Origin of the sequence: Flavobacterium sp. RNTU_13 (genome assembly GCF_046614455.1) — a bacterium.
GTDB lineage: Bacteria > Bacteroidota > Bacteroidia > Flavobacteriales > Flavobacteriaceae > Flavobacterium.
Genome location: NZ_JBKJHB010000005.1, coordinates 216155 through 235995, shown reverse-complemented (window position 1 = coordinate 235995; position 19841 = coordinate 216155). Strand labels below are relative to the sequence as shown.

The 19841-nt window shown below is 42.9% G+C and carries 13 protein-coding genes; 4 read left to right on the top strand and 9 right to left on the bottom strand.

Annotation, left to right across the window (positions count from 1 at the left end; genetic code table 11):
* Positions 1–7: 7 nt before the first annotated feature.
* The 3 genes from ACLI08_RS13130 to ACLI08_RS13120 all read left to right on the top strand — a co-directional run bounded on the left by ACLI08_RS13130 (position 8) and on the right by ACLI08_RS13120 (position 2372).
* Complete coding sequence (locus ACLI08_RS13130; protein WP_411428954.1) at positions 8–463, top strand: type I restriction enzyme HsdR N-terminal domain-containing protein; 456 nt, start codon at positions 8–10, stop codon at positions 461–463.
* Positions 456–1463 (top strand): glycosyltransferase, encoded by a 1008-nt coding sequence (locus ACLI08_RS13125; RefSeq protein WP_411428953.1) that lies wholly within the window; start codon positions 456–458, stop codon positions 1461–1463. The genes ACLI08_RS13130 and ACLI08_RS13125 overlap by 8 nt, the downstream gene beginning before the upstream one ends.
* 63 nt (positions 1464–1526) lie before the next feature.
* Positions 1527–2372, top strand: a complete 846-nt coding sequence (locus ACLI08_RS13120; RefSeq protein ID WP_411428952.1) for a flagellar motor protein MotB — start codon at positions 1527–1529, stop codon at positions 2370–2372.
* Positions 2373–2430: 58 nt separating this feature from the next.
* On the opposite strand, the gene leuB is transcribed toward ACLI08_RS13120, so the two are convergent.
* Genes leuB through ACLI08_RS13100 form a run of 4 tightly spaced genes read right to left on the bottom strand, consistent with a single transcriptional unit; the run spans position 2431 to position 6691 of the window.
* Entirely contained in the window at positions 2431–3549 is a 1119-nt protein-coding gene (gene leuB, locus ACLI08_RS13115; RefSeq protein ID WP_411428951.1) for a 3-isopropylmalate dehydrogenase, read from the bottom strand.
* On the bottom strand, positions 3546–4133 hold the full coding sequence (gene leuD / locus ACLI08_RS13110) for a 3-isopropylmalate dehydratase small subunit (protein WP_411428950.1): 588 nt from the start codon (positions 4131–4133) through the stop codon (positions 3546–3548). Before leuD ends, leuB begins: the two co-directional genes overlap by 4 nt.
* Positions 4133–5515: a 3-isopropylmalate dehydratase large subunit gene (gene leuC, locus ACLI08_RS13105; protein WP_411428949.1), complete on the bottom strand. Its 1383-nt coding sequence runs from the start codon at positions 5513–5515 to the stop codon at positions 4133–4135. Before leuC ends, leuD begins: the two co-directional genes overlap by 1 nt.
* Positions 5516–5518: 3 nt before the next feature.
* A complete protein-coding gene (locus ACLI08_RS13100) occupies positions 5519–6691 on the bottom strand; it encodes a 2-isopropylmalate synthase (RefSeq protein WP_411428948.1) in 1173 nt (390 codons plus the stop codon).
* 228 nt (positions 6692–6919) lie between these two features.
* On the opposite strand from ACLI08_RS13100, the gene ACLI08_RS13095 reads away from it, so the two are divergent.
* Entirely contained in the window at positions 6920–8476 is a 1557-nt protein-coding gene (locus tag ACLI08_RS13095; RefSeq protein WP_411428947.1) for a hypothetical protein, read from the top strand.
* Between the two features lie 93 nt (positions 8477–8569).
* On the opposite strand, the gene ACLI08_RS13090 is transcribed toward ACLI08_RS13095, so the two are convergent.
* The 5 genes from ACLI08_RS13090 to ACLI08_RS13070 all read right to left on the bottom strand — a co-directional run bounded on the left by ACLI08_RS13090 (position 8570) and on the right by ACLI08_RS13070 (position 19465).
* Positions 8570–10483 carry a family 43 glycosylhydrolase gene (locus tag ACLI08_RS13090; RefSeq protein ID WP_411428946.1) on the bottom strand — a complete coding sequence of 638 codons (1914 nt, stop codon included), beginning with the start codon at positions 10481–10483 and terminating at the stop codon, positions 8570–8572.
* 3 nt (positions 10484–10486) lie between these two features.
* A complete protein-coding gene (locus tag ACLI08_RS13085) occupies positions 10487–12913 on the bottom strand; it encodes a sugar-binding domain-containing protein (RefSeq protein WP_411428945.1) in 2427 nt (808 codons plus the stop codon).
* A gap of 56 nt (positions 12914–12969) precedes the next feature.
* Positions 12970–14547, bottom strand: a complete 1578-nt coding sequence (locus ACLI08_RS13080; RefSeq protein WP_411428944.1) for a glycoside hydrolase — start codon at positions 14545–14547, stop codon at positions 12970–12972.
* Positions 14548–14622: 75 nt separating this feature from the next.
* Positions 14623–16314: a RagB/SusD family nutrient uptake outer membrane protein gene (locus ACLI08_RS13075; protein WP_411428943.1), complete on the bottom strand. Its 1692-nt coding sequence runs from the start codon at positions 16312–16314 to the stop codon at positions 14623–14625.
* 10 nt (positions 16315–16324) lie between these two features.
* Complete coding sequence (locus tag ACLI08_RS13070) at positions 16325–19465, bottom strand: SusC/RagA family TonB-linked outer membrane protein (RefSeq protein WP_411428942.1); 3141 nt, start codon at positions 19463–19465, stop codon at positions 16325–16327.
* Positions 19466–19841: the final 376 nt, after the last annotated feature.

Here is a 19841-nt window from a genome sequence, read left to right as displayed (position 1 = left end):
TTGCGCCATGCAAAAGCTGAACTTTCCGGAATACGCTTTCCGTTTCAAAAATACGGAAAATAAAGTAGCGATTTTCGACGAAATCCGTAAAAAGTTTATCATTCTTACCCCCGAAGAATGGGTAAGGCAGCACGTGGTACACTTTTTACTTAAAGCAAAAAACTTCCCGAAATCGCATGTAAACGTAGAAAAAGTAGTTAAAGTAAACGGCATGAATAAACGCTACGATATAGTGGTGTACCGCCCAAACGGAACCATACTGCTTATTGTAGAATGTAAAGCACCCTCTGTAGCTATAAGCCAGGCAACTTTTGACCAGATAGCCCGTTATAACATGACACTTAACTCCGGCTATCTTATGGTTACAAACGGATTGAATCACTACTTTTGCCAAATGGATAATGAGGCCGAACGCTACATTTTTTTGAGGGACATACCTCCATACACTGCACAATATGAATAAAACAGCTGTTGTAATACTTAACTGGAACGGCAAAGCACTGCTTGAAGAATTTTTACCCTCTGTAATAGCACACTCTGCAAACGCTACTGTTTACGTGGCAGACAACGCCAGTACCGATGACTCTGTAGCGTTTTTAGAGCAAAACTACCCAAGCGTAAAGCTGATTGTAAATAGCGGTAACTACGGGTTTGCCAAAGGGTATAACGAAGCATTAAAACTTGTTGAAGAAGATATATACGTATTAGTAAACAGCGATGTAGAGGTAACAGAAAACTGGCTGAAACCTGCCCTTGCACTCTTTAATGCTGATGCTGAAACAGGTATAGTGCAACCTAAAATATTGGACTATAAAAACAAATCCATGTTTGAATACGCAGGTGCAGCAGGTGGATTTATAGACAAGTACGGCTATCCGTTTTGCAGGGGTCGCATTTTTGAGACCATTGAAAAAGACCATGGCCAGTATAACCAAACTGCCGAAATTTTCTGGGCGTCGGGTGCCTGCTTTTTCATACGGAAAAACGTTTACAGAGAGTTAGGCGGGTTTGATGAGGATTTCTTTGCACACCAGGAAGAAATAGACCTGTGCTGGAGGGCTTTTAATAAAGGCTACAAGGCAGTATTTTGTCCAGAATCGGTAATTTATCATGTTGGCGGCGCCACATTAAGTACGGCTAACCCGCGTAAAACGTTTTTAAATTTCCGTAACTCGCTGTGGATGCTACTTAAAAACTTGCCTACTGCAAAGTTATTCCCTGTATTATTTGCAAGGCTTGTGTTAGACGGTATTGCAGGTATGCGCTTTTTAGCTCAGGGCGAGCCTAAACATTTTTTAGCGATATTAAAAGCGCACTACTTTTTTTACGCGAAGTTATTTTATTTCTTAAAGAAAAGAGAATCAAACCAAAAGCGCCATTACTATAAAACAGATAGCATAGTTATTAAGTATTTTCTTAAAAACGGCAAGATTTTTGAAGAACCTATTAACAATACTTTATAGCACCGTTAGCGTACTATTTAGCATTTAAGTACTACTTTTGTTAAAATTTTAAACCGGTTAGATATGAGAAGAGCCATCCTGACACTTTCATTAGCAGCCCTTACGCTTACATCGTGCGGCAGCAAAAAGAAAATCGCCGCCCTGGAAGCGAAAAATAAGGAAATTCAGGACCTGCTAAATGCAGCAACAATGAAACTTAATATGTGTTTATCTGAAAAAGACCAGCTGAACAGCCAGGTTGATTATCTGAAAAAGTCGAACTCAGACCTTATAAACACAGCGTCTAACATGACAACCCTTAGCTCTAAAGGAGCTGCCAACCTTGAGAAATCGCTGGAAAGCTTAAAGGAAAAAGACCTTAAAATTACCCGTTTACAAGACGCTCTTACCCGTAAAGACTCTGTAACGCTGGCGCTTGTAACAAGCATTAAACGTGCAGTAGGCGTTAACGACCCTGATATTGAAGTAAACGTAGACAAAGGTGTTGTATACATTTCGCTTGCCGATAAACTGTTGTTTAAAAGCGGTAGCTACCAGGTTACAGACAGGGCTAAAACTATCTTAGGAAAAGTAGCTAAAATAGTTCAGGACAAGCCTGATTTTGAATGTATGGTAGAAGGCCACACAGACAATGTGCCTATTAAAAACCCTGTATTACAAGACAACTGGGATCTTTCTGTTAAACGTGCTACCTCTATTGTACGCATCCTTCAGTCTGATTTTGGTATAGATCCTAAGCGCCTTGTAGCATCTGGCCGTGGCGAATATGTGCCGCTGGTAGCAAACGATACCCCGGAAAACCGCGCTACAAACAGGAGGACAAGGATTCTTGTACTGCCTAAAATCGATCAGTTTTATGATATGATTGAAAAAGAAATGAAAAACCAGCAACAAGGTACTCAGAAATAATCTGTTGCTATTTTCTATTATACAACAAAGCCGCCCATTTTGGAGCGGCTTTGTTATTTTATATAATGGTAGATTTACCAATGGTTTTATTGTCTAAAACAGGGGCCGGTATTTCTTTTTTAAGGATATAGCTTTCCACAAAATTCCCCACGTCTTGTGTGGTGTATATGCTGTTTGCCACAATATCCGGGGTACTTACACCCTTTTCTATACTGTAAGACACGGCCTCTTTTATAAGCCCTGCTTCATGATACATATTAAAATGCTCCAGCAGTAAGGCTGCAGATAATATAGATGCTACGGGATTAGCAATGCCTTTACCGGCAGCTTGGGGATACGACCCGTGAATAGGCTCAAACATTGAATGCACTTTACCCACCGAAGCAGATGCCGCCAGGCCGATACTCCCCCCCAGCACACTAGCCTCGTCAGACAATATATCGCCAAACATATTTTCAGTAAGCATTACATCAAACTGGGTAGGATTTAGTATCAATTGCATTGCTGCATTATCTACAAATAAAAAATCAAGCGCAACATCAGGATAGGTAGTGCTCCCAATTTCGGCCACTACCCTTCTCCACAACCGCGATGTTTCCAGCACGTTAGCCTTATCTACCAGTGTAAGTTTTTTACGTCGTTTTTGTGCCGCACGAAACGCCATATGGGCTATACACTCCACCTCTTCCTGGCTGTAGCTACATAAGTCAGATGCCTGGGTTTTATCATCGCTCAGTTGTTTTTCACCGAAATAAATCCCACCCGTAAGTTCGCGGTAAATGGTAAGGTCTACACCGGCAACGCGCTCCGGACGCAGCGGCGACTGGTTTACCAGTTTAGGGTATATGGTTGTAGGGCGGATATTAGCAAACAGTCCCAACTCCTTACGTAGCCTTAACAAGCCTTGTTCTGGCCTTACCGGCGCTGTAGGGTCATTATCATACTTAGGATGGCCTATTGCACCAAACAGTAATGCATCGGTAGTTTTACAGAGCGCAAGGGTATGTGGTGGCAGCGGATCATTAAAGGTATCTATAGCAACGGCACCCACAGGCGCTTCCTCATATTCAAAGGTATGGTCGTATTTTTTTGCCACAGCGTTTAACGCCTTTATGGCTTCTTTAGTAACTTCCGGGCCTATACCGTCTCCGGGCAATACAGCAATTTTAAGTATCATAATTCGGCGTTTTTCTGTTCAAATTCAGTTATCGCATCCAGCCTGCTTACCAGGAAATCTATATCATCATAACCATTAAGCAGACATAGTTTCTTATAAGGGTCTATATCAAAATGCTCGCTGTAACCTCCAAAGCTAATCGTTTGCTCCTCAAGGTTTACCGTTACAGGCGTAGCAGCATCTTCTGCAACAGCAGCAAAAACAGCGGTTAAAAAATCTGGGCTTACCTGTACCGGCAGCAGACCGTTATTGAGGCTATTCCCTTTAAATATGTCGGCAAAATAGCTCGACACAATCACCTTAAATCCGTAACCCGAAAGTGCCCACGCAGCGTGTTCGCGGCTGCTACCGCAACCAAAATTATTTCCGGCAACCAGTATAGTACCCTTGTAAATAGGGTTATTAAGGGTAAAATCAGGATTCGGGTTATTATCTTTATCATAACGCCAGTCGCGAAACAGGTTATCTCCAAAACCTGCCTTGTCTGTTGACTTTAAGAAACGGGCCGGGATAATCTGGTCGGTGTCTACATCAGCAATATTAATTGGCACAACCGTATCGGAGTAACTAACAAACTTTTCCATTAATTAAGATTTGGGGTATAATCAATAATTTTACCTTCTATAGCTATGGCAGCGGCTGTTAGCGGGCTCGCCAAAATAGTACGTGCGCCCGGTCCCTGCCTGCCCTCAAAGTTACGGTTGCTGGTACTAACACAGTACTCGCCGGCAGGTATCTTGTCTTCATTCATAGCAAGGCAAGCCGAACAACCCGGCTCACGTATTTCAAAACCGGCTTCGGCAAATATTTCAGTAAGTCCTTCCTCTTCAATTTGCTTTACCACCTGCTGTGAGCCCGGCACTATAAGTGCCGTAATGTTATCTGCCTTTGTTTTACCCTTTATATAATCTGCCACCGCACGGAAATCTTCAATGCGTGAATTGGTACAACTGCCTATGAATACATAGTTAATGGGTTGGCCTATCAGCGTGTTTTTACCGGTAAAGCCCATGTAAGCAAGTGCTTTATCAGACGAAGCATCTACACTCTGCGGAATGGCATCGGTAATTCTTATACCCATTCCAGGATTAGTACCGTAGGTAATCATAGGGCCTATTTCTTCGGCAGCGATGAAATATTCCTGGTCAAACACGGCGCCCTCATCGGTACTAAGGCTATTCCAGTAGGCTTTTTTCTTTTCAAACTCCTCACCTTTCGGGGCAAATTCACGTCCCTGCACATAAGCATACGTAGTATCGTCAGGGGCAATTAATCCTCCGCGCGCACCCATTTCTATACTCATGTTGCACACGGTCATACGGCCTTCCATCGACATTTCCTCAAACACATTGCCGGCATACTCGCAGAAATAGCCTGTACCGCTATTGGTACCCAGTTTAGCAATGATATATAGAATAACATCTTTAGGGCTAACTCCTTTTTTAAGCGTGCCGTTTACATTAACACGTAGTGACTTTGGCTTCTCTAGTAACAGGCACTGACTGGCAAATACCTGCGCTACCTGGCTGGTACCTATACCAAAGGCAATGGTACCAAATGCACCGTGTGTAGAGGTATGGCTGTCGCCGCACACTATGGTCATGCCCGGCTGCGTTATGCCAAGCTCCGGCGCTATAACGTGTACAATGCCGTTATACCTGTGCCCAAGTCCATAAAACGTAATGTTGTGTTTATTACAGTTTATGGTAAGTTCCTCTATCTGCTTGCGCGACATTTCATCCTTTATAGGCAGGTGCTGGTCTTTAGTAGGCGTGTTGTGGTCTGCCGTAGCCACAATTTGCTCTGGGCGAAAAAGCCCAATCCCCCGGCTTTCGAGCTCTGAGAACGCCTGAGGACTGGTTACCTCGTGTATTAAATGTTTGTCTATATACAGTATCTGTGGACCGTTTGGTATGGTTTCTACCACATGGGCATCCCAAACTTTGTCAAATAGCGTCTTTTTCATTGCTTAGTAGTTTATTTGCAGCCTGTTTTTAGAAAGCGCAATGATATGGTGCAGGTCGTTATCCTGTACCTGTTTACAGTTATCGGCAAACTTAAGGAACTCAAGGTAAATAATATCCAGGTCGTTCTTGGTAAGTTCGTAGCCTATTTTTTTAGCGGTATATGCTAGTGCAGAACGCCCACTACGCGCCGTAAGCACTATAGACGATTCGGTAACGCCTACATCGGCCGGGTCTATAATTTCGTAGGTTTCACGGTTCTTAATGACCCCATCCTGATGAATACCTGAACTGTGCGCAAAAGCATTTTCACCTACTATAGCTTTATTAGCCTGTACCGTCATGCCCATTTCCTGAGACACCATGCGGCTTAAGCCAGTAAGCTGCTGCGTTTTTATATTGGTAGAAAGGTGCAGCGCAGGGTGCTGGCGCAGTATCATAACTATCTCTTCAAGTGCTGTGTTACCGGCACGTTCACCAATTCCGTTAATGGTACACTCTATTTGGCGCGCGCCGTTTATTACCCCTGCTATCGCATTGGCTGTAGCCAAACCAAGGTCGTTATGGCAATGACAGGAAAGTTTTACTTTTTCTATGCCTACCACATGATCTGTAAGGTATTTTATTTTGGCACCGTATTCGTCCGGAAGGCAGTAGCCTGTAGTATCCGGAATGTTAAGCACAGTAGCTCCTGCTTTTACCACAGCAGTACAAACTTCTGCAAGAAAAGCGTTATCGGTACGACCCGCATCTTCTGCATAAAACTCTACATCCGGTGCAAAATTTCGTGCCAATTTTACCGCCTGCACAGCCTGTTCTATGATTTTTTCGCGGGTTGAATTAAACTTGTGTTTTATATGAGAATCAGATGTGCCAATACCCGTATGTATACGTGGCCTTTTTGCATATTTAAGAGCTTCGGCCGCTACTTCGATATCTTTTTGTACCGCACGGCTTAATCCGCAAACGGTAGCATTTTTTACAAGTTTTGCAATTTCCTCTACCGAATGAAAATCACCCGGACTGGAAATAGGAAACCCGGCCTCAATAATATCAACGCCCAGATTATCTAGCGCATCGGCAATTTTCAGCTTTTGGGCTGTATTTAGTTTACATCCCGGGACCTGCTCTCCATCGCGAAGCGTAGTGTCGAAAATATCAATATGCTCTGTACTCATAGTTTCTCGTGGTTTTAATCTGTAAGCGAAAATAAACAACTCATTTCCAGAGTATTTTTATATAAAATACCATTTACGACACCTAAAAACACAAATAAAAACACAAAGTATTTAATATCAAACAGTTAACATAAATAATTTTACGAAATCTAAATTTATTATGCACTCATAATAATATAAGTGTAGAAATGATTTTTAGCTATATTTGATGAACCGAATTTATGCGGAATGAAGAATAAAACACAACTTACAGATAATCTGTTTATACTTATAAAATCACTTTCCGCTTCAGAAAAGCGGCAGTTTTCTTTGTTTGTAAACCGGCTTCAGGCCAATACCGACAGTAAATTTCTGCATCTGTTCAAAGTATTGTCGGCTCAAAAGGAATATGACGAGCAAGCATTACTTAAGGCCACCAAGATAACCAAGGAACAACTGAGTAACGTAAAAGCGCACCTATACAACCAGATACTTACCAGCCTGCGGCTAAACCCCAGCAAACGTAATATACCGCTGCAACTGCGTGAGCAATTTGATTTTGCCATGATACTCTACCGAAAGGGTTTGTACCAGCAGTGCCTTAAGCTACTGGATAAGTTAAAATCTCAGGCGATTATGTACGAGGAAAAGAACCTGGGCTACGAAATTCTGGATTTAGAAAAAATAATTGAATCTCAGTACATAACCCGTAGCCGCAGTAATCGTGCCGATATACTTATAGAGCAGACCGCCGAACTTAGCTACCTTAACAACATAGCAAGCCAGCTGAGCAGCCTGGCGCTGGATATGTATAACATATTCCTAAAACACGGCTATGCCAGAACCGATGAGGAAGCGCAACAGGTATCTGCTCACTTTTTTAAGCACTTACCTGATTATGCTACTGATAAACTTGGGTTTAGGGAGAAACTGTGGCTATACCAGTCGTATCTTTGGTATAGTTTTATAACCCAGGACTTTATAGCGTGTTACAGATATGCTACCCGCTGGGTAGGTTTGTTTGAAAAAAACCCGCACCTTATTACCGTACACCCTGTTTTTTATATTAAGGGCAACCACTACGTACTGGAATCACTGTATTATCTGAACAGGGTAGAACAGTTTGAAAAAGCGCTGGACAAATTTGAACAGATACTTGGTAGTGAACCCATACCGGAAGACGATAACATTATTGTACTGTCGTTTCTATATGTGTATGCTAATAAGCTGAACCTTCGTTTTATGAGGGCGCAGTTTAGTGGTGGCGAAGCACTTTTGGAAACCATCCATAAAAAGCTTGAGAGGTATAAAGATAAGATAGATGACCACCACGTTATGATACTTTACTACAAAATAGCGTGTTATCATTTTGGTACGCAAGAATATGCAAAATGCATCTTATTTTTAAAAAAAATAATAAACAGTAAAACCACACAAATCAGGGAAGACCTTATGTGCTTTGCGCACATGCTTAACCTTGCTGCTCATTACCAAGCAGGGCTTGATTACAGGCTGGAAGCACTCATAAAGTCTACTTATAACTTCCTGATAAAGATGAACGACTTACACGGTGTACAACGCGCTGTAATTGAATTCCTGAAGGGGTTATCCAACGTATCACCACTGCTTATAAAGCGACGGTTCATTGAGCTATTGGAAAAGCTTAAAACCTTTGAAAAAGACCCGTTTGAGCGCAGGGCATTCCTTTACCTTGACCTTATTTCGTGGCTTGAAAGTAATATTTATAATAAACCTATAGCACAGGTGATTGCCGAAAAAGTAGCGAAACGGCAACCGGAAACGTAATCAATACTCCATATAAAAAATTCAAACAAAAAATCCCGTTCCACTTTCGCAGAACGGGATACACTAAATCTATTGGGTAATTAAAACAAAACTCTATTTCAAGGGTGCTATTCCCTTATGTGTTGGTACTGTGGGCTTAATACTTCCATCGGCATTAAACTCCAGTTTGTCTATGCACACTTCCCTGTGGAAACCGGCGGCATCGCCCATGGTAATCCCTTTAGGATAAGGAAACCTGTGATACACTATGTACCACTCGTCTTTGCCGGGTATTTGCAGCACCGAATGGTGCCCTGTACCGTAAATGCCAGCGTTGGCATCTTTACTTATTACAAGATTATCTGCAGGTAGAGCCCATGGCCCTAATGGTGACCTAGAAGTAGCATAATGTACTTGGTAATCAGGGCTTCGGGTATCATTTTCAGACCATGTAAGATAATAAGTACCCTTGCGGTAAAACACATACGTACCCTCGTTGTAGTTCTTGGTCGGTGTAATTACTTTAACCGTTTCAGGCTTTATGGTAACCATATCAGCATTAAGCTCTGCCACGGCACAGTAACCGTTACCCCAGTACAAATAGAATTTTCCGCTAACCGGATCCCTAAACACATCGGGGTCTATTTCCTGGCCTCCCTGCTGACCGGCAGGCCTTGTAGCTACTATAGGCTTACCACTATCTTTAAACGGTCCTGTAGGGCTATCTGAAACGGCAACGCCTATTTTTTGCGCTGCTGTAAAATAGTAGTAGTATTTATACTTTCCTTTTTTAACCTCTTTTTCAATAATGCAAGGTGCCCACGCATTACGGTTTGCCCAGCTTACCTCTTTACCGAGTGTTATAATCTTCCCTTCATCTTTCCAGTCTGTAAGGTTTGACGATGAGAATACCTTAAAATATGTACCCGACCACCCATCAAAACCATCGCTGGTAGGATACAAGTAATATTTTTTGGTCTTATTAGAGTATAAAATTTCAGGATCGGCATAATACCCCTCCAGTACCGGATTGTTATTAACCTGAGGCAGATTGGCCGGAGTTCCCCACTTTGTCAATAACCTCTTTAGCTCTGTACGGGTAATGGGCATTACGGTACCATGCCTCGGGTTAAAGTCCATACTTATTTCACTATCAATTAGCGAAAAATGCTCGAGGTCAGTGCTCTTTGTAAACTGGTATTTGCCTTTCATGTACACATCATACATCAGTATAAACGTTTCCGAACTGTTTAACTTAAATCCCCCCGCCCCTTCTACACTCTCTGTAGTTTGTTGCAGGTACTCATCTTTCTCTGTCCAGTTGCCGGAAGTAAGACTTTTCGTTGTGGCAACTTTAATACCGTTTGTACCGCCTTCGGTTTTGTAGAACAAATGATATATACCATCTTTTTCTACAATATCGCCATCAATGCACGCGCGTCCCGACTTTGGTTTAAACAGCACTTTAGGAGCGCTTTCTAAACCTGTAAAAGATGCATTGGCATACGCATAATAAATAATATCAGGCCCATTGCCATGCTGCATAGAAAAATACACCATGTACTTATTCGCGGCTTTATCATAAACGGTTTGCGGTGCCCATACACGCTTTAGGTCTTCATTACCGGGATATAGGTTTTGAATGTTTACCACAGATGATGTCCAGTTTACTAAATCAGGCGATTTAAGCAACACCATAGCGCGGTTACTGTCCCATCCTTTAGAGGAAGTCATATCGGTAACCACCATACGGAATACACCATCAGGTCCACGCATAATATGAGGATCGCGTACACCACCGGTTGAGCTGATTTTTTTAGAGTCTATAACCGGGTTATTACCATTTAAAGCGTAATAATGATAACCGTCCAGGCTTACACCAAACCTAACGGCCTCCTCCTCTACATTATTACCGGTAAAGTACGCAAAAAGGTAAGCTACCTCATCTTTAGGCCTGCTGTCGGTTTGCGCAACAGCAGGCTTAGATAAGGCAATTAGTGAAAGTATAGAAAAGATGATTTTCTTCATAAATTATTTTACTGTAATGGTAGTTTCTACAGGCTTTAACCACGGGCTGGTAAATTTAACTGTAACCGTCCCGGCTTGCCCAGTTGCCTGGATATAAGCCAAAATATGGCCGTGTAAAACACGCTGTACATTATCCGTATAGTCAGTCATATCGCTGTTATTGCCCGCTTCAAGCCCTAACAACGTACCCGGACCACTAACTGTACAGGTTACTTCATTATCAGACAGCATTACCGGAACGCCGTTTTCATCTACCACCTGCAGCAATACCTGTGCTACACCTTTGTCTTTATTAATTAGAATACCTTTTTGCTTAATAACCATGGCAGAAGGCTGTTTAGATGATGTTATGGCATAGCGGCTAACTTCTTTACCGCTAGCATCAAGGCCAATAACCTCTAGCTTACCTGCTTTGTACGGCACATCCCAAACGATAATTCCCGTTTTTTCATCATACGGTTTTATCTCGCCTACCTGCTTACCGTTAAGTTCCAGGCGCGCTTTAGCCGCATTGGTATAGGCAACCACACGAATGCTTTCTCCATCTTGGTAGTTCCAGATGTCCCAAGCATCCTTAGACGGTTGTTTCTCGTTTTGTGGCGTAGGGTATGTACCGATGTATGCCATAGGCTTATCTGACCAAAGCGACTGTCGGAAATAGCCGCGAGGCTTTATTTGCCCGGCAAAATCTACAAGGCCGGAATAGAACCCGCGTGAAGGCCACGCTCCCGACTCCCCAAGGTAATCAATACCCGTCCAGATAAACTGCCCGAATATATGTTCATTATTTTTTACTGCCAGCCATGGCTCCAGGTCGTGCACGGTTTCGCTACCGTATATAACACGCTTAGGAAATTTTTTATGGTCTGAAACATATTTGCTCTCGGTGTAGTTATACCCGGTAACGTCTATAAGGAACGGATACTCCGTTTCGTTACTCATAGCTACTCCGGCAAGCCCTGCCGTTGTAGGGCGTGATTTATCAAACTTCTTAACTACATTAACTAGTCTTTTGGCAATGCCGCCTAATCGCATGGCATCTGGCGCATCTTTTTTATAGCCTCCGTAGGCAGGCTGGCCAAAACCGTCTTTACCACCATCAAGCACAGGGTGAGAGTAAGGGTCGTTAGGATAATCCACCTCGTTACCTATACTCCATCCCCAAACAGAAAGATGGTTCCTGTCCCTCCGTACCATGTCTTCGAGGTCTTTTTCAGCCCAGTCGGCAAAAATATCATAAGACCCCTGGAAACCCGGAGTACCTTTGTTCCAGCCGGTTATCCATTTACGCTTAGGGTATTCCCACTCATCATAAGCCTCGTTAAGTACCAGGATACCCAACTCATCGCAAAGTTCGTAAAACACCGGCGATTGCGGGTTATGGCTGGTACGAATAGCATTAACGCCAATAGTTTTAAGGGTTTGAAGCCTTGTTTTCCAAACCTCCTCTGGCACTGCAGAACCCAGTACCCCGGCATCATGGTGAAGGCATACACCTTTCATCTTCATCCATTTGCCGTTAAGGGCAAAACCTTTATCAGGGTCAAATGTAAACGTACGGAAACCGGTTTCTGTAGTGGTGGCATCTATCTTTTTGCCATCCTGTAAAACCGTGGTTTTAAGAGTGTATAGGTTTGGTGTGTCAATGCTCCACAGTTGTGGGCTGCTTACATTTAACTTCGTAGCTACCTTGTCTTTGGCATTAGCCGCAACAGTTAACTTTTGCGAACTTTTAGCTACTACCTTGCCGTTTTTATCAACCAACTCATTAAGTACGGTAACACCGGCTTTTTTAGACAGGCCGTTTTCTATTTCTACTTCTACGTTCAGCGTACCGGTAGTACCTTTAACCTCAGGGTAGGTATACACCCCCCACTGGTTTATGTGTACCGGATTAGCGTATACCACATATACATCGCGGTAAATACCAGATCCGGTATACCAGCGTGAATCAGCACTTTGGCTATGGTCTACACGCACAGCAATGGTGTTATTACCACCAAAATTAATATATGGGGTGGCATCATAGCTAAACGATACGTAACCGTTTGGTCTTTTACCCAGCGAGTGCCCGTTGATAAAAACTTCGCTACGGTTATATACTCCCTCAAAGTACAGGTACACTTTCTCACCTTTCTTTGCAGCGGGTACATTCAGGTTTTTCCTGTACCATCCTATACCTCCCGGCAAATACCCGGTACAACTCGCCAGCGATGGGCTAAGCTGGCCCTTTACGCTCCAGTCATGCGGTACGTTTACATCCTGCCAGTCAACATCATTAAAAGCAGATTCCTTGGCTTCCTGTTTGTCTTCCAGTGCAAACTTCCAGTGATCATTTATTTTTTGTGGCTGCCCAAACGAAACCTGACCCATAGCGGCCATCCATGTAGCATTTAAAGCAGCAAGTAATATTTTAGTCCTCGTATTCACTATTCTTGGCTTTTGATTGTGATAATGTTAATTCCTCTTTCTTCAATAATTCTATGTTACAGTCCTCCTGTAGTAATTGTAACTATGCTACGCGCCGGCACTTGTATTAACTGCCCGTCTGCAACGGGTGCCAACTGTAACTCCTTATCTGCTGCGGTTATGTACGCTTTAAGACCTGTAAGGTTAGCGGTGGTCTTTTTAAGATTAAACGATACTGGCTGGGTAGAAGCATTTACCACAACAGTTACCAGGTTACCCGTTTGCGGATCTTTGTACGCCGAATACAAGAAGTTTTGGTTTAGCGCATCGCCTTTACTGTTGTTTATTTTCACCCTCTTATATCCCGGCCTTATAAAGCGGCTGTAGTTACCCAGCGCCCATAACATTTTACTTTTGTAATAGTTTCCGTCTTGTTTTTGCTTGTCAATGTAGATTAGCCCGTCCTTGTAATCGTATGGAGAAATGGCCAGCCACCAGTGCCATGCACTTGCATTACCAACTGCCAGGTCTGTGTGTATAACTTTTGCCAGATATAATGCCGCATCTATACCTAAATCCCTGCCGTTGCCGTTAATTTCACCGGCATTATCACCAAGTATGCAATACTCAGACATCCAGTAACGCAATCCGTTTACCTGCCCTACTGCGGATGCCAGTTGCTGCCTTTGGCTTACAAGTGTATTAAATGGTGAGGTGGTAAAATAGCTGTGACCTGCAACGGCTTTTTCCAGCTTAGATAAACCACCTACATAGTTTGATGACCCTGAGGTAAACAAATCCTGTAACTGGTTTGCCCTGTTTGGTTTATTACCCGTTTCATACAAATAGTTGATTTGAGCGGCTTCTGCAAGGCTAATGGTTGTGGCGAGTCCTTTATCTTCTAGTTTTTGGTTAAGAAGTGTGGCTATTTGCGCAATTTCGTTGTTATAAAATGGTGTGCCTTCCTGCCCGCCATCGTTCCAGTCCCATTGAGGTTCATTCATAGGGCTTATATAATTTACAGCAAGCCCTTTGGTTTGCAGCCCCTGTACCACATTTGCCAGATAATCCGCATAGGGTTCAAACTTATCAAATGCAAGGTTAGAGGCTATACTGCCCGAGCTGCCGTAGGCTTTACCGTTTCGGGTTAGTGAAACCGGTGGGCTGTTAGGAAAAACCAACAGCTTTTCTACACCAAAGCTTTTTGCCTGCTGGGCAAACCATACCTGTGACTGCTGCTTATCCCAGTTGTAACTGCCATCGGCATTAAGAAACGATTCGGCCCTTCGCCATTCATCTCCAATGCCACTGGCGCTACCCTGTTCTGCGCTGCCCGCACCAATGTTAAACCTCCATAGCGAAAGCCCTATACCCATCGGGTTACCCGATGCGTCTTTGTCTTTACTAAATAATAAAGAAGCTATTGCGTTTTTCTTAGTCTCCGGCCAACTCCCCACAAACTGGCACGACCAGGCATCTGAAGCACCAAAATGGTCTATGGCCTGATACGTAACCGCATCGTCTATGGTTAGTGTAATTTCTTGTGTGGTTTCTGATCCTGTAGAAGACTTAGCACTTTCTCCGCTACTGCATGATGCAGCCAAAACCGCACATAGCGAAAGTGCTAAACAATTACCTAAAATGTTGTATTTCATTCTTTTTGATGCAAGCTGTTATATGGTACAAAAGCCGGGGGCACTAATGCGCCCCGGCTCTTTAACCCAAATTCATTAATAGTTAGGATTTTGTTTCAGTTTTCCGTTTGAAGCCTGAATCTCTGTCCTAGGTATAGGAAGCCAATAGTGCTTAGTACTAAAACTCTTACCTTGTAATGCCACTTTACGCTCATAGGTAAATGTACCGTTAGAAAGTTTAGTTACATTAATACCGTAAGCCGGTGTGTTTTCTATTACATCTGCTGTCATCCAACGCCTTACGTCGTAGAAGCGATGCTCTTCAAATGCAAGCTCTATCCTTCTTTCATGGTGAATACGCTCACGCATATCGCTCTGAGAAAGTCCGGCTGGCAAATCAGGCATTCCTGCACGCTGCCTTATGGCATTTATTGCAGAGTATACGCTGGCATCTGGTCCTACTGCCTCGTTTTGCGCTTCTGCATAGTTAAGCAGTATTTCTCCGTAGCGGATGTAAATCCAGTTTTGAACACCTGCTATACCCCAAGGGTTAATAATAGGCAGGTCTTCACGCATAAATTTCCTTAGGTAGTAACCTGTTTTACTCGTGTTCCAGTTATCCGGTCCGTCGGCGCTGTCGCGTCCGCCCGGGCGGAAGGTTTCAATACTTCTGTCTTTGTACGACGCCCCGTTAAACAATACTGTTTGGTAGAAACGTGGATCCCTGTTAGAATACGGGTCGGCAGCATGGGCCGGGTTATCCCAACTGAATGTACTACCGTCGGCCATTTCGTAATCGTCTACAAGGTTTTGCAGCGGAAGGTTACCTCCCCAGCCGCCATAACCGTTAGGACCATTAGCAATTTCCAGTGCCAAGTGCAGCGCACTTAGGTTGTAGAACCTTGCAAAAATATATTCTGAGTTACTGCCCTCTGTAGTGAACAGCTTATCGTAACCACCTTGGTACAGGCTATAGTTGCCCATGTCCATAACTGCTTTTGCAGCAGCAGCTGCTTCGGCCCACTTTTGTGTACTACCGGCACCGCCTGTGTATAAAGGACTTGCTGCGTATAGTAGCAACCTTGATTTAAGCGCTAGCGCGGCACCTTTTGTAGCACGGCCTTCGCCATACTGGCTTCCCGTGCTTACCGGAAGGCCGGCAGCAGCTTCATCCAGTTGAGATACGGCGTAAGCAATACCTTCAGCCACAGGGCGACGGTCAAACAATGATTCATCTGTAAAATCGTCATTCAATTGAGATACTTTATCGCCTATTAGCACTACTTCCCCGTAGTTTCTTATAAGATCAAGGTAACGGAATGCACGGATAAATTTAAGCTCTGCAATAAGGCGGTTTGTACGTTTTGTACTCATACCCACCTCATTTATCCTTGCAAGAGCGTAGTTCACTTCGCGGATGCTGCGGTAGCTCCTTGCCCATATAGTACCGGCAATACCCAGGTTTTCAGGAGATAAACCACCTTGTTGTATTACCCACGTATTATCGTCGTTATTATATATAGATTCGTCTGTAATAGAGCTCCACATACCGTACTCAAACCCGCGGCCAAAACCAGGCTGGTTAGAGTCGCCTTCCTTGTTTCCAAGGCGTACGCCCATATAACGGTTTATAACATAATTTTCAAAAAGCGTAGAGTCTGAGAAAACAGCAGCGTCAGACAAAACACTGGTAGGCTTTGTATCCAGGAAGTCTTTTTCGCAGCTTACCAGCACGGCAGATAATGCCATGATACCCGCTAAAGACTTAATCATATTTACTTTTTTCATAGTGATTTTTTTAGAATTGAACATTAAAACCTAAGTTTATAATTTTCTGTTGCGGGTAAAACTGTGCACTTTCGCTGCTTCCTTCCGGATCGTAGTTTTTCACCTTAGAAAGCGTAAACAGGTTAAACGCGCTCGTGTAAACCCTAAAGCTTGAAATTCCGTAAGAACTTAGCATATCTGAAGGGATAGTGTAACCAAGCTGAACCGTTTTAAGCCTTACGAAAGAAGCATCGTTTAACCAGAAGTTGTTACGGTATAAACCACCACTAACTGCCGATGAAGCACGGTCGCTTACACGTGGATAGGTACCACCTGTGTTTGTAGGGCTCCACCTGTTGTTAGCCCAGTCGCTGTAGAAGTTACCTACGCTACCGCTTTCTGCCAATACATACTGACTTACCTGCGCCTGACCTGCAAATACTATAGAAAGATCAAAGTTTTTATAGTTAGCATCGGCTACTAAACCAAAGGTCATTCTTGGTATATTACCGTATTTGGTACGTGTTTTATCATCTTCTGTAATTTTACCGTCGCCATTTACATCTTTGTAAATAAGGTCGCCTGGTTGTGCACCTGTTACGTGTGGTGAGTTATCTACCTGCTCTTGTGTTTGGTAAATACCTACAGCTTCGTAAAGCAGGTATGTATTCCATGGCTTACCGGTTTGCTTTTGATAATCAAGGGTACCTGGTGCCTCGTCTATATTGGTAATTTTATTCTTGGTGAAGGTAAAGTTACCTGATAGTCCCCATGTAAACTCACCTGTGTGATTGTAACCAAGGGTAGCCTCAATACCTTGAATTTTAATACCTCCTATGTTTTCTTTTGGTACAAGCGGATTTTCTCCGTAAGGGTTTACAATACCTGTAGATCCAGGAATTGAACCGTTCCTTGCCCAAAGTATTTTAGACCTGTCTTGTGTAAAGTAGTTGACCTCAGCCGTAAAGTTTTTAAGAAAACGGGTGTTGATACCAAAGTCTATCTTGGTAGCTCTTTCCCATGTAATACCAGGGTTAGCTAGTTTTTTAAGATCTACGCCCGAAGTAAGTACTCCTCCTACTACATACCTGTTGTTAAAGCCATAGTTGTCATAGTACTGAAAAGGTTCGGTGCTATCGTTACCCAGTTGCCCCCATGAAGCACGGAATTTAAGATCGTTAATACCCTTTACATTATCTGCAAACCAGTTTTCTTTAGAAATCCTATATCCCATTGATACAGAAGGAAAGAAACCATAACGACTATTTGATGGGAAGAAACTAGATCCGTCTACCCTCATTTGAATATCTGCGAGATATTTTTCTGAATAGTCATAAGCAATTCGGCTTATGTAACTTTGCCTTGTATAACGTGTACTACTACCCCAGTTATTTTGGTCTGTAGGTGCAGCACCTCCCTGGCTCAATTCAGGAGTTTCTATGGTTGGGAAATGCCTGCGGTATGCTCCAAATCTGTGCCAGTTATTTTCGCTTTGTTCATATCCCACAAAAGCATCAACATTATGGCTACCAAGCTGACGCTTATAGTTTAGCTTAATGTTATACACTTCCATGCTTTGGTTAGTTTGTTCTTCGGTAAGTGCAGCCTGTTGCTCTACACCACCTACTATATATGACGTATAAGTATTGGCGGTTTGATCGTAGCTGTATAAATTATAAGGTTTTGAAAACGCTTTAGAGTAGCTTTGGCTAACATCTGACGACATAAAACCATCTACCGAAAGTCCTTTTACAAAACCAAAATCATAGCTCGCCCTAAGTATGCCGTTAAATACATAGGTAGGGTTTTCGTTAGTACCACCAGCATTAGTTACCATCATTGCAGGGTTGTTAAGCTCTATACCCCTTGTAGGCGACCCGTTAGGGTTGAAAGCAGCTACAGTAGGATATGCCCTATATATAGAACGGAAAATATCTCCCGCGCCGGTAATTGGGTACACCCTGTCTTCTTTCCTGCCCGATAACGATACGCCTACTTTAAACCTGTCGCTTACTTTAGCATCTATATTAGTACGTACGTTGTACTGGTCATAGCTTGTAGCTCCGTTTTTGTACAACCCATCCTGAGACAGTTTACCAAGAGAGAAGAAGTATGTAGTGTTTTCGCTACCACCCTGCACATTAAGGTTATGCTGGCTTTGTAGCGAATAATTTTTAAGCGTTACCTTAGCCCAGTCTGTGTTAGGATGGCCTACCGGATCTGAACCATCGCGGAACTTTTGAATATCTGCATCAGAATAAACAGAGTTTAATCCAGCAGAATGGCTATTATAGTAAGCAATTTCGTTTACAATCTGTGCATAGGTTGCTGCATCGGCCATATCCGGTAAACGGGTTGGAGACGAAAAGCCCTGGTCAAAGTTATAACTCACCTTCATTTTAGAGCCTAACTTACCTTTTTTGGTCGTTACAAGGATAACACCGTTTGCAGCGCGCGCTCCGTAAATTGCAGCAGACGCATCTTTAAGTACAGTTACACTCTCTATTTCCTGTGGATTAAGCCTGTTAATACCCCCTATTTGTGCAGGTACACCATCTACAACAATAAGCACGCTGTTATCATTCATGGTATTAATACCACGTATAGCAATGCTGGAATCGTCGTAACCCGGTTCTCCGGCGCGGTTACTGGTTACAACACCCGATACTCTACCTGCAAAAGAGTTAGATACGTTTACTGCCGGCGACTTAGCCATAGCCTTACCGTCTATCTCAGATATAGATCCTGTAAGTGTAGCTTTCTTTTTAGTACCGTAACCTACAACAACAACTTCTTCCAGTTCTTTGTTATCATCTTTAAGGGTTACGTTTACAACAGTTTCGCCTTTAACGGCTATTTCCTGTGTTTGAAATCCTATACTACTTATTACAAGTACCGCGTTAGCCGGTAATGAAGGTAACTCATAGTTGCCATCCAGGTCTGTACTAACCGCCATTGTAGTACCTTTTACCACTACGTTAGCGCCCGGTACAGGCATACCGTCTGCAGAGGTTACTTTACCTTTTACCGGATTTTGGTAGTAGGTTTTGTTATACGCAGAAGAAAGTGGCGAGGCAGCACTTGCAACACCTGTACTTAAACTCATGCACATGAGCAGTAACATTTGCCCCCGTACACTGTTTGTTGATTTTAAAAGCGTAGTTTTTTTCATAAATACTTAAAGTGTTTTAGGTAGTCCCCGCTTTTGTTAGGGAGCTAAGGTTTAGTTTTAGAGGTTAATCATTTTTAAAAAAGTTTCCTGATGTTTTTAGGTAATGGATTGAAAATTTATGTTCGCTATTGGTTAACTAACTTTAATACTGTTATGGTTATGGAGGAGATGTTTCTTTAAAATAACCTGCCCGCGATTAACTCACAAAACACCACGGGCAGGTGTAAAAAACCAAATATTAACTCCAAACTTTATTTAAACTCATTTCATTTGTCTCTTGCTTGAAACTGCAATCGTTTTTGCTCTATAACTTTTTACAAAAGCATACTTAAACGTTGTAGTTTGTGTCAACATTAGCAAAGTAACGGGGGTAAAA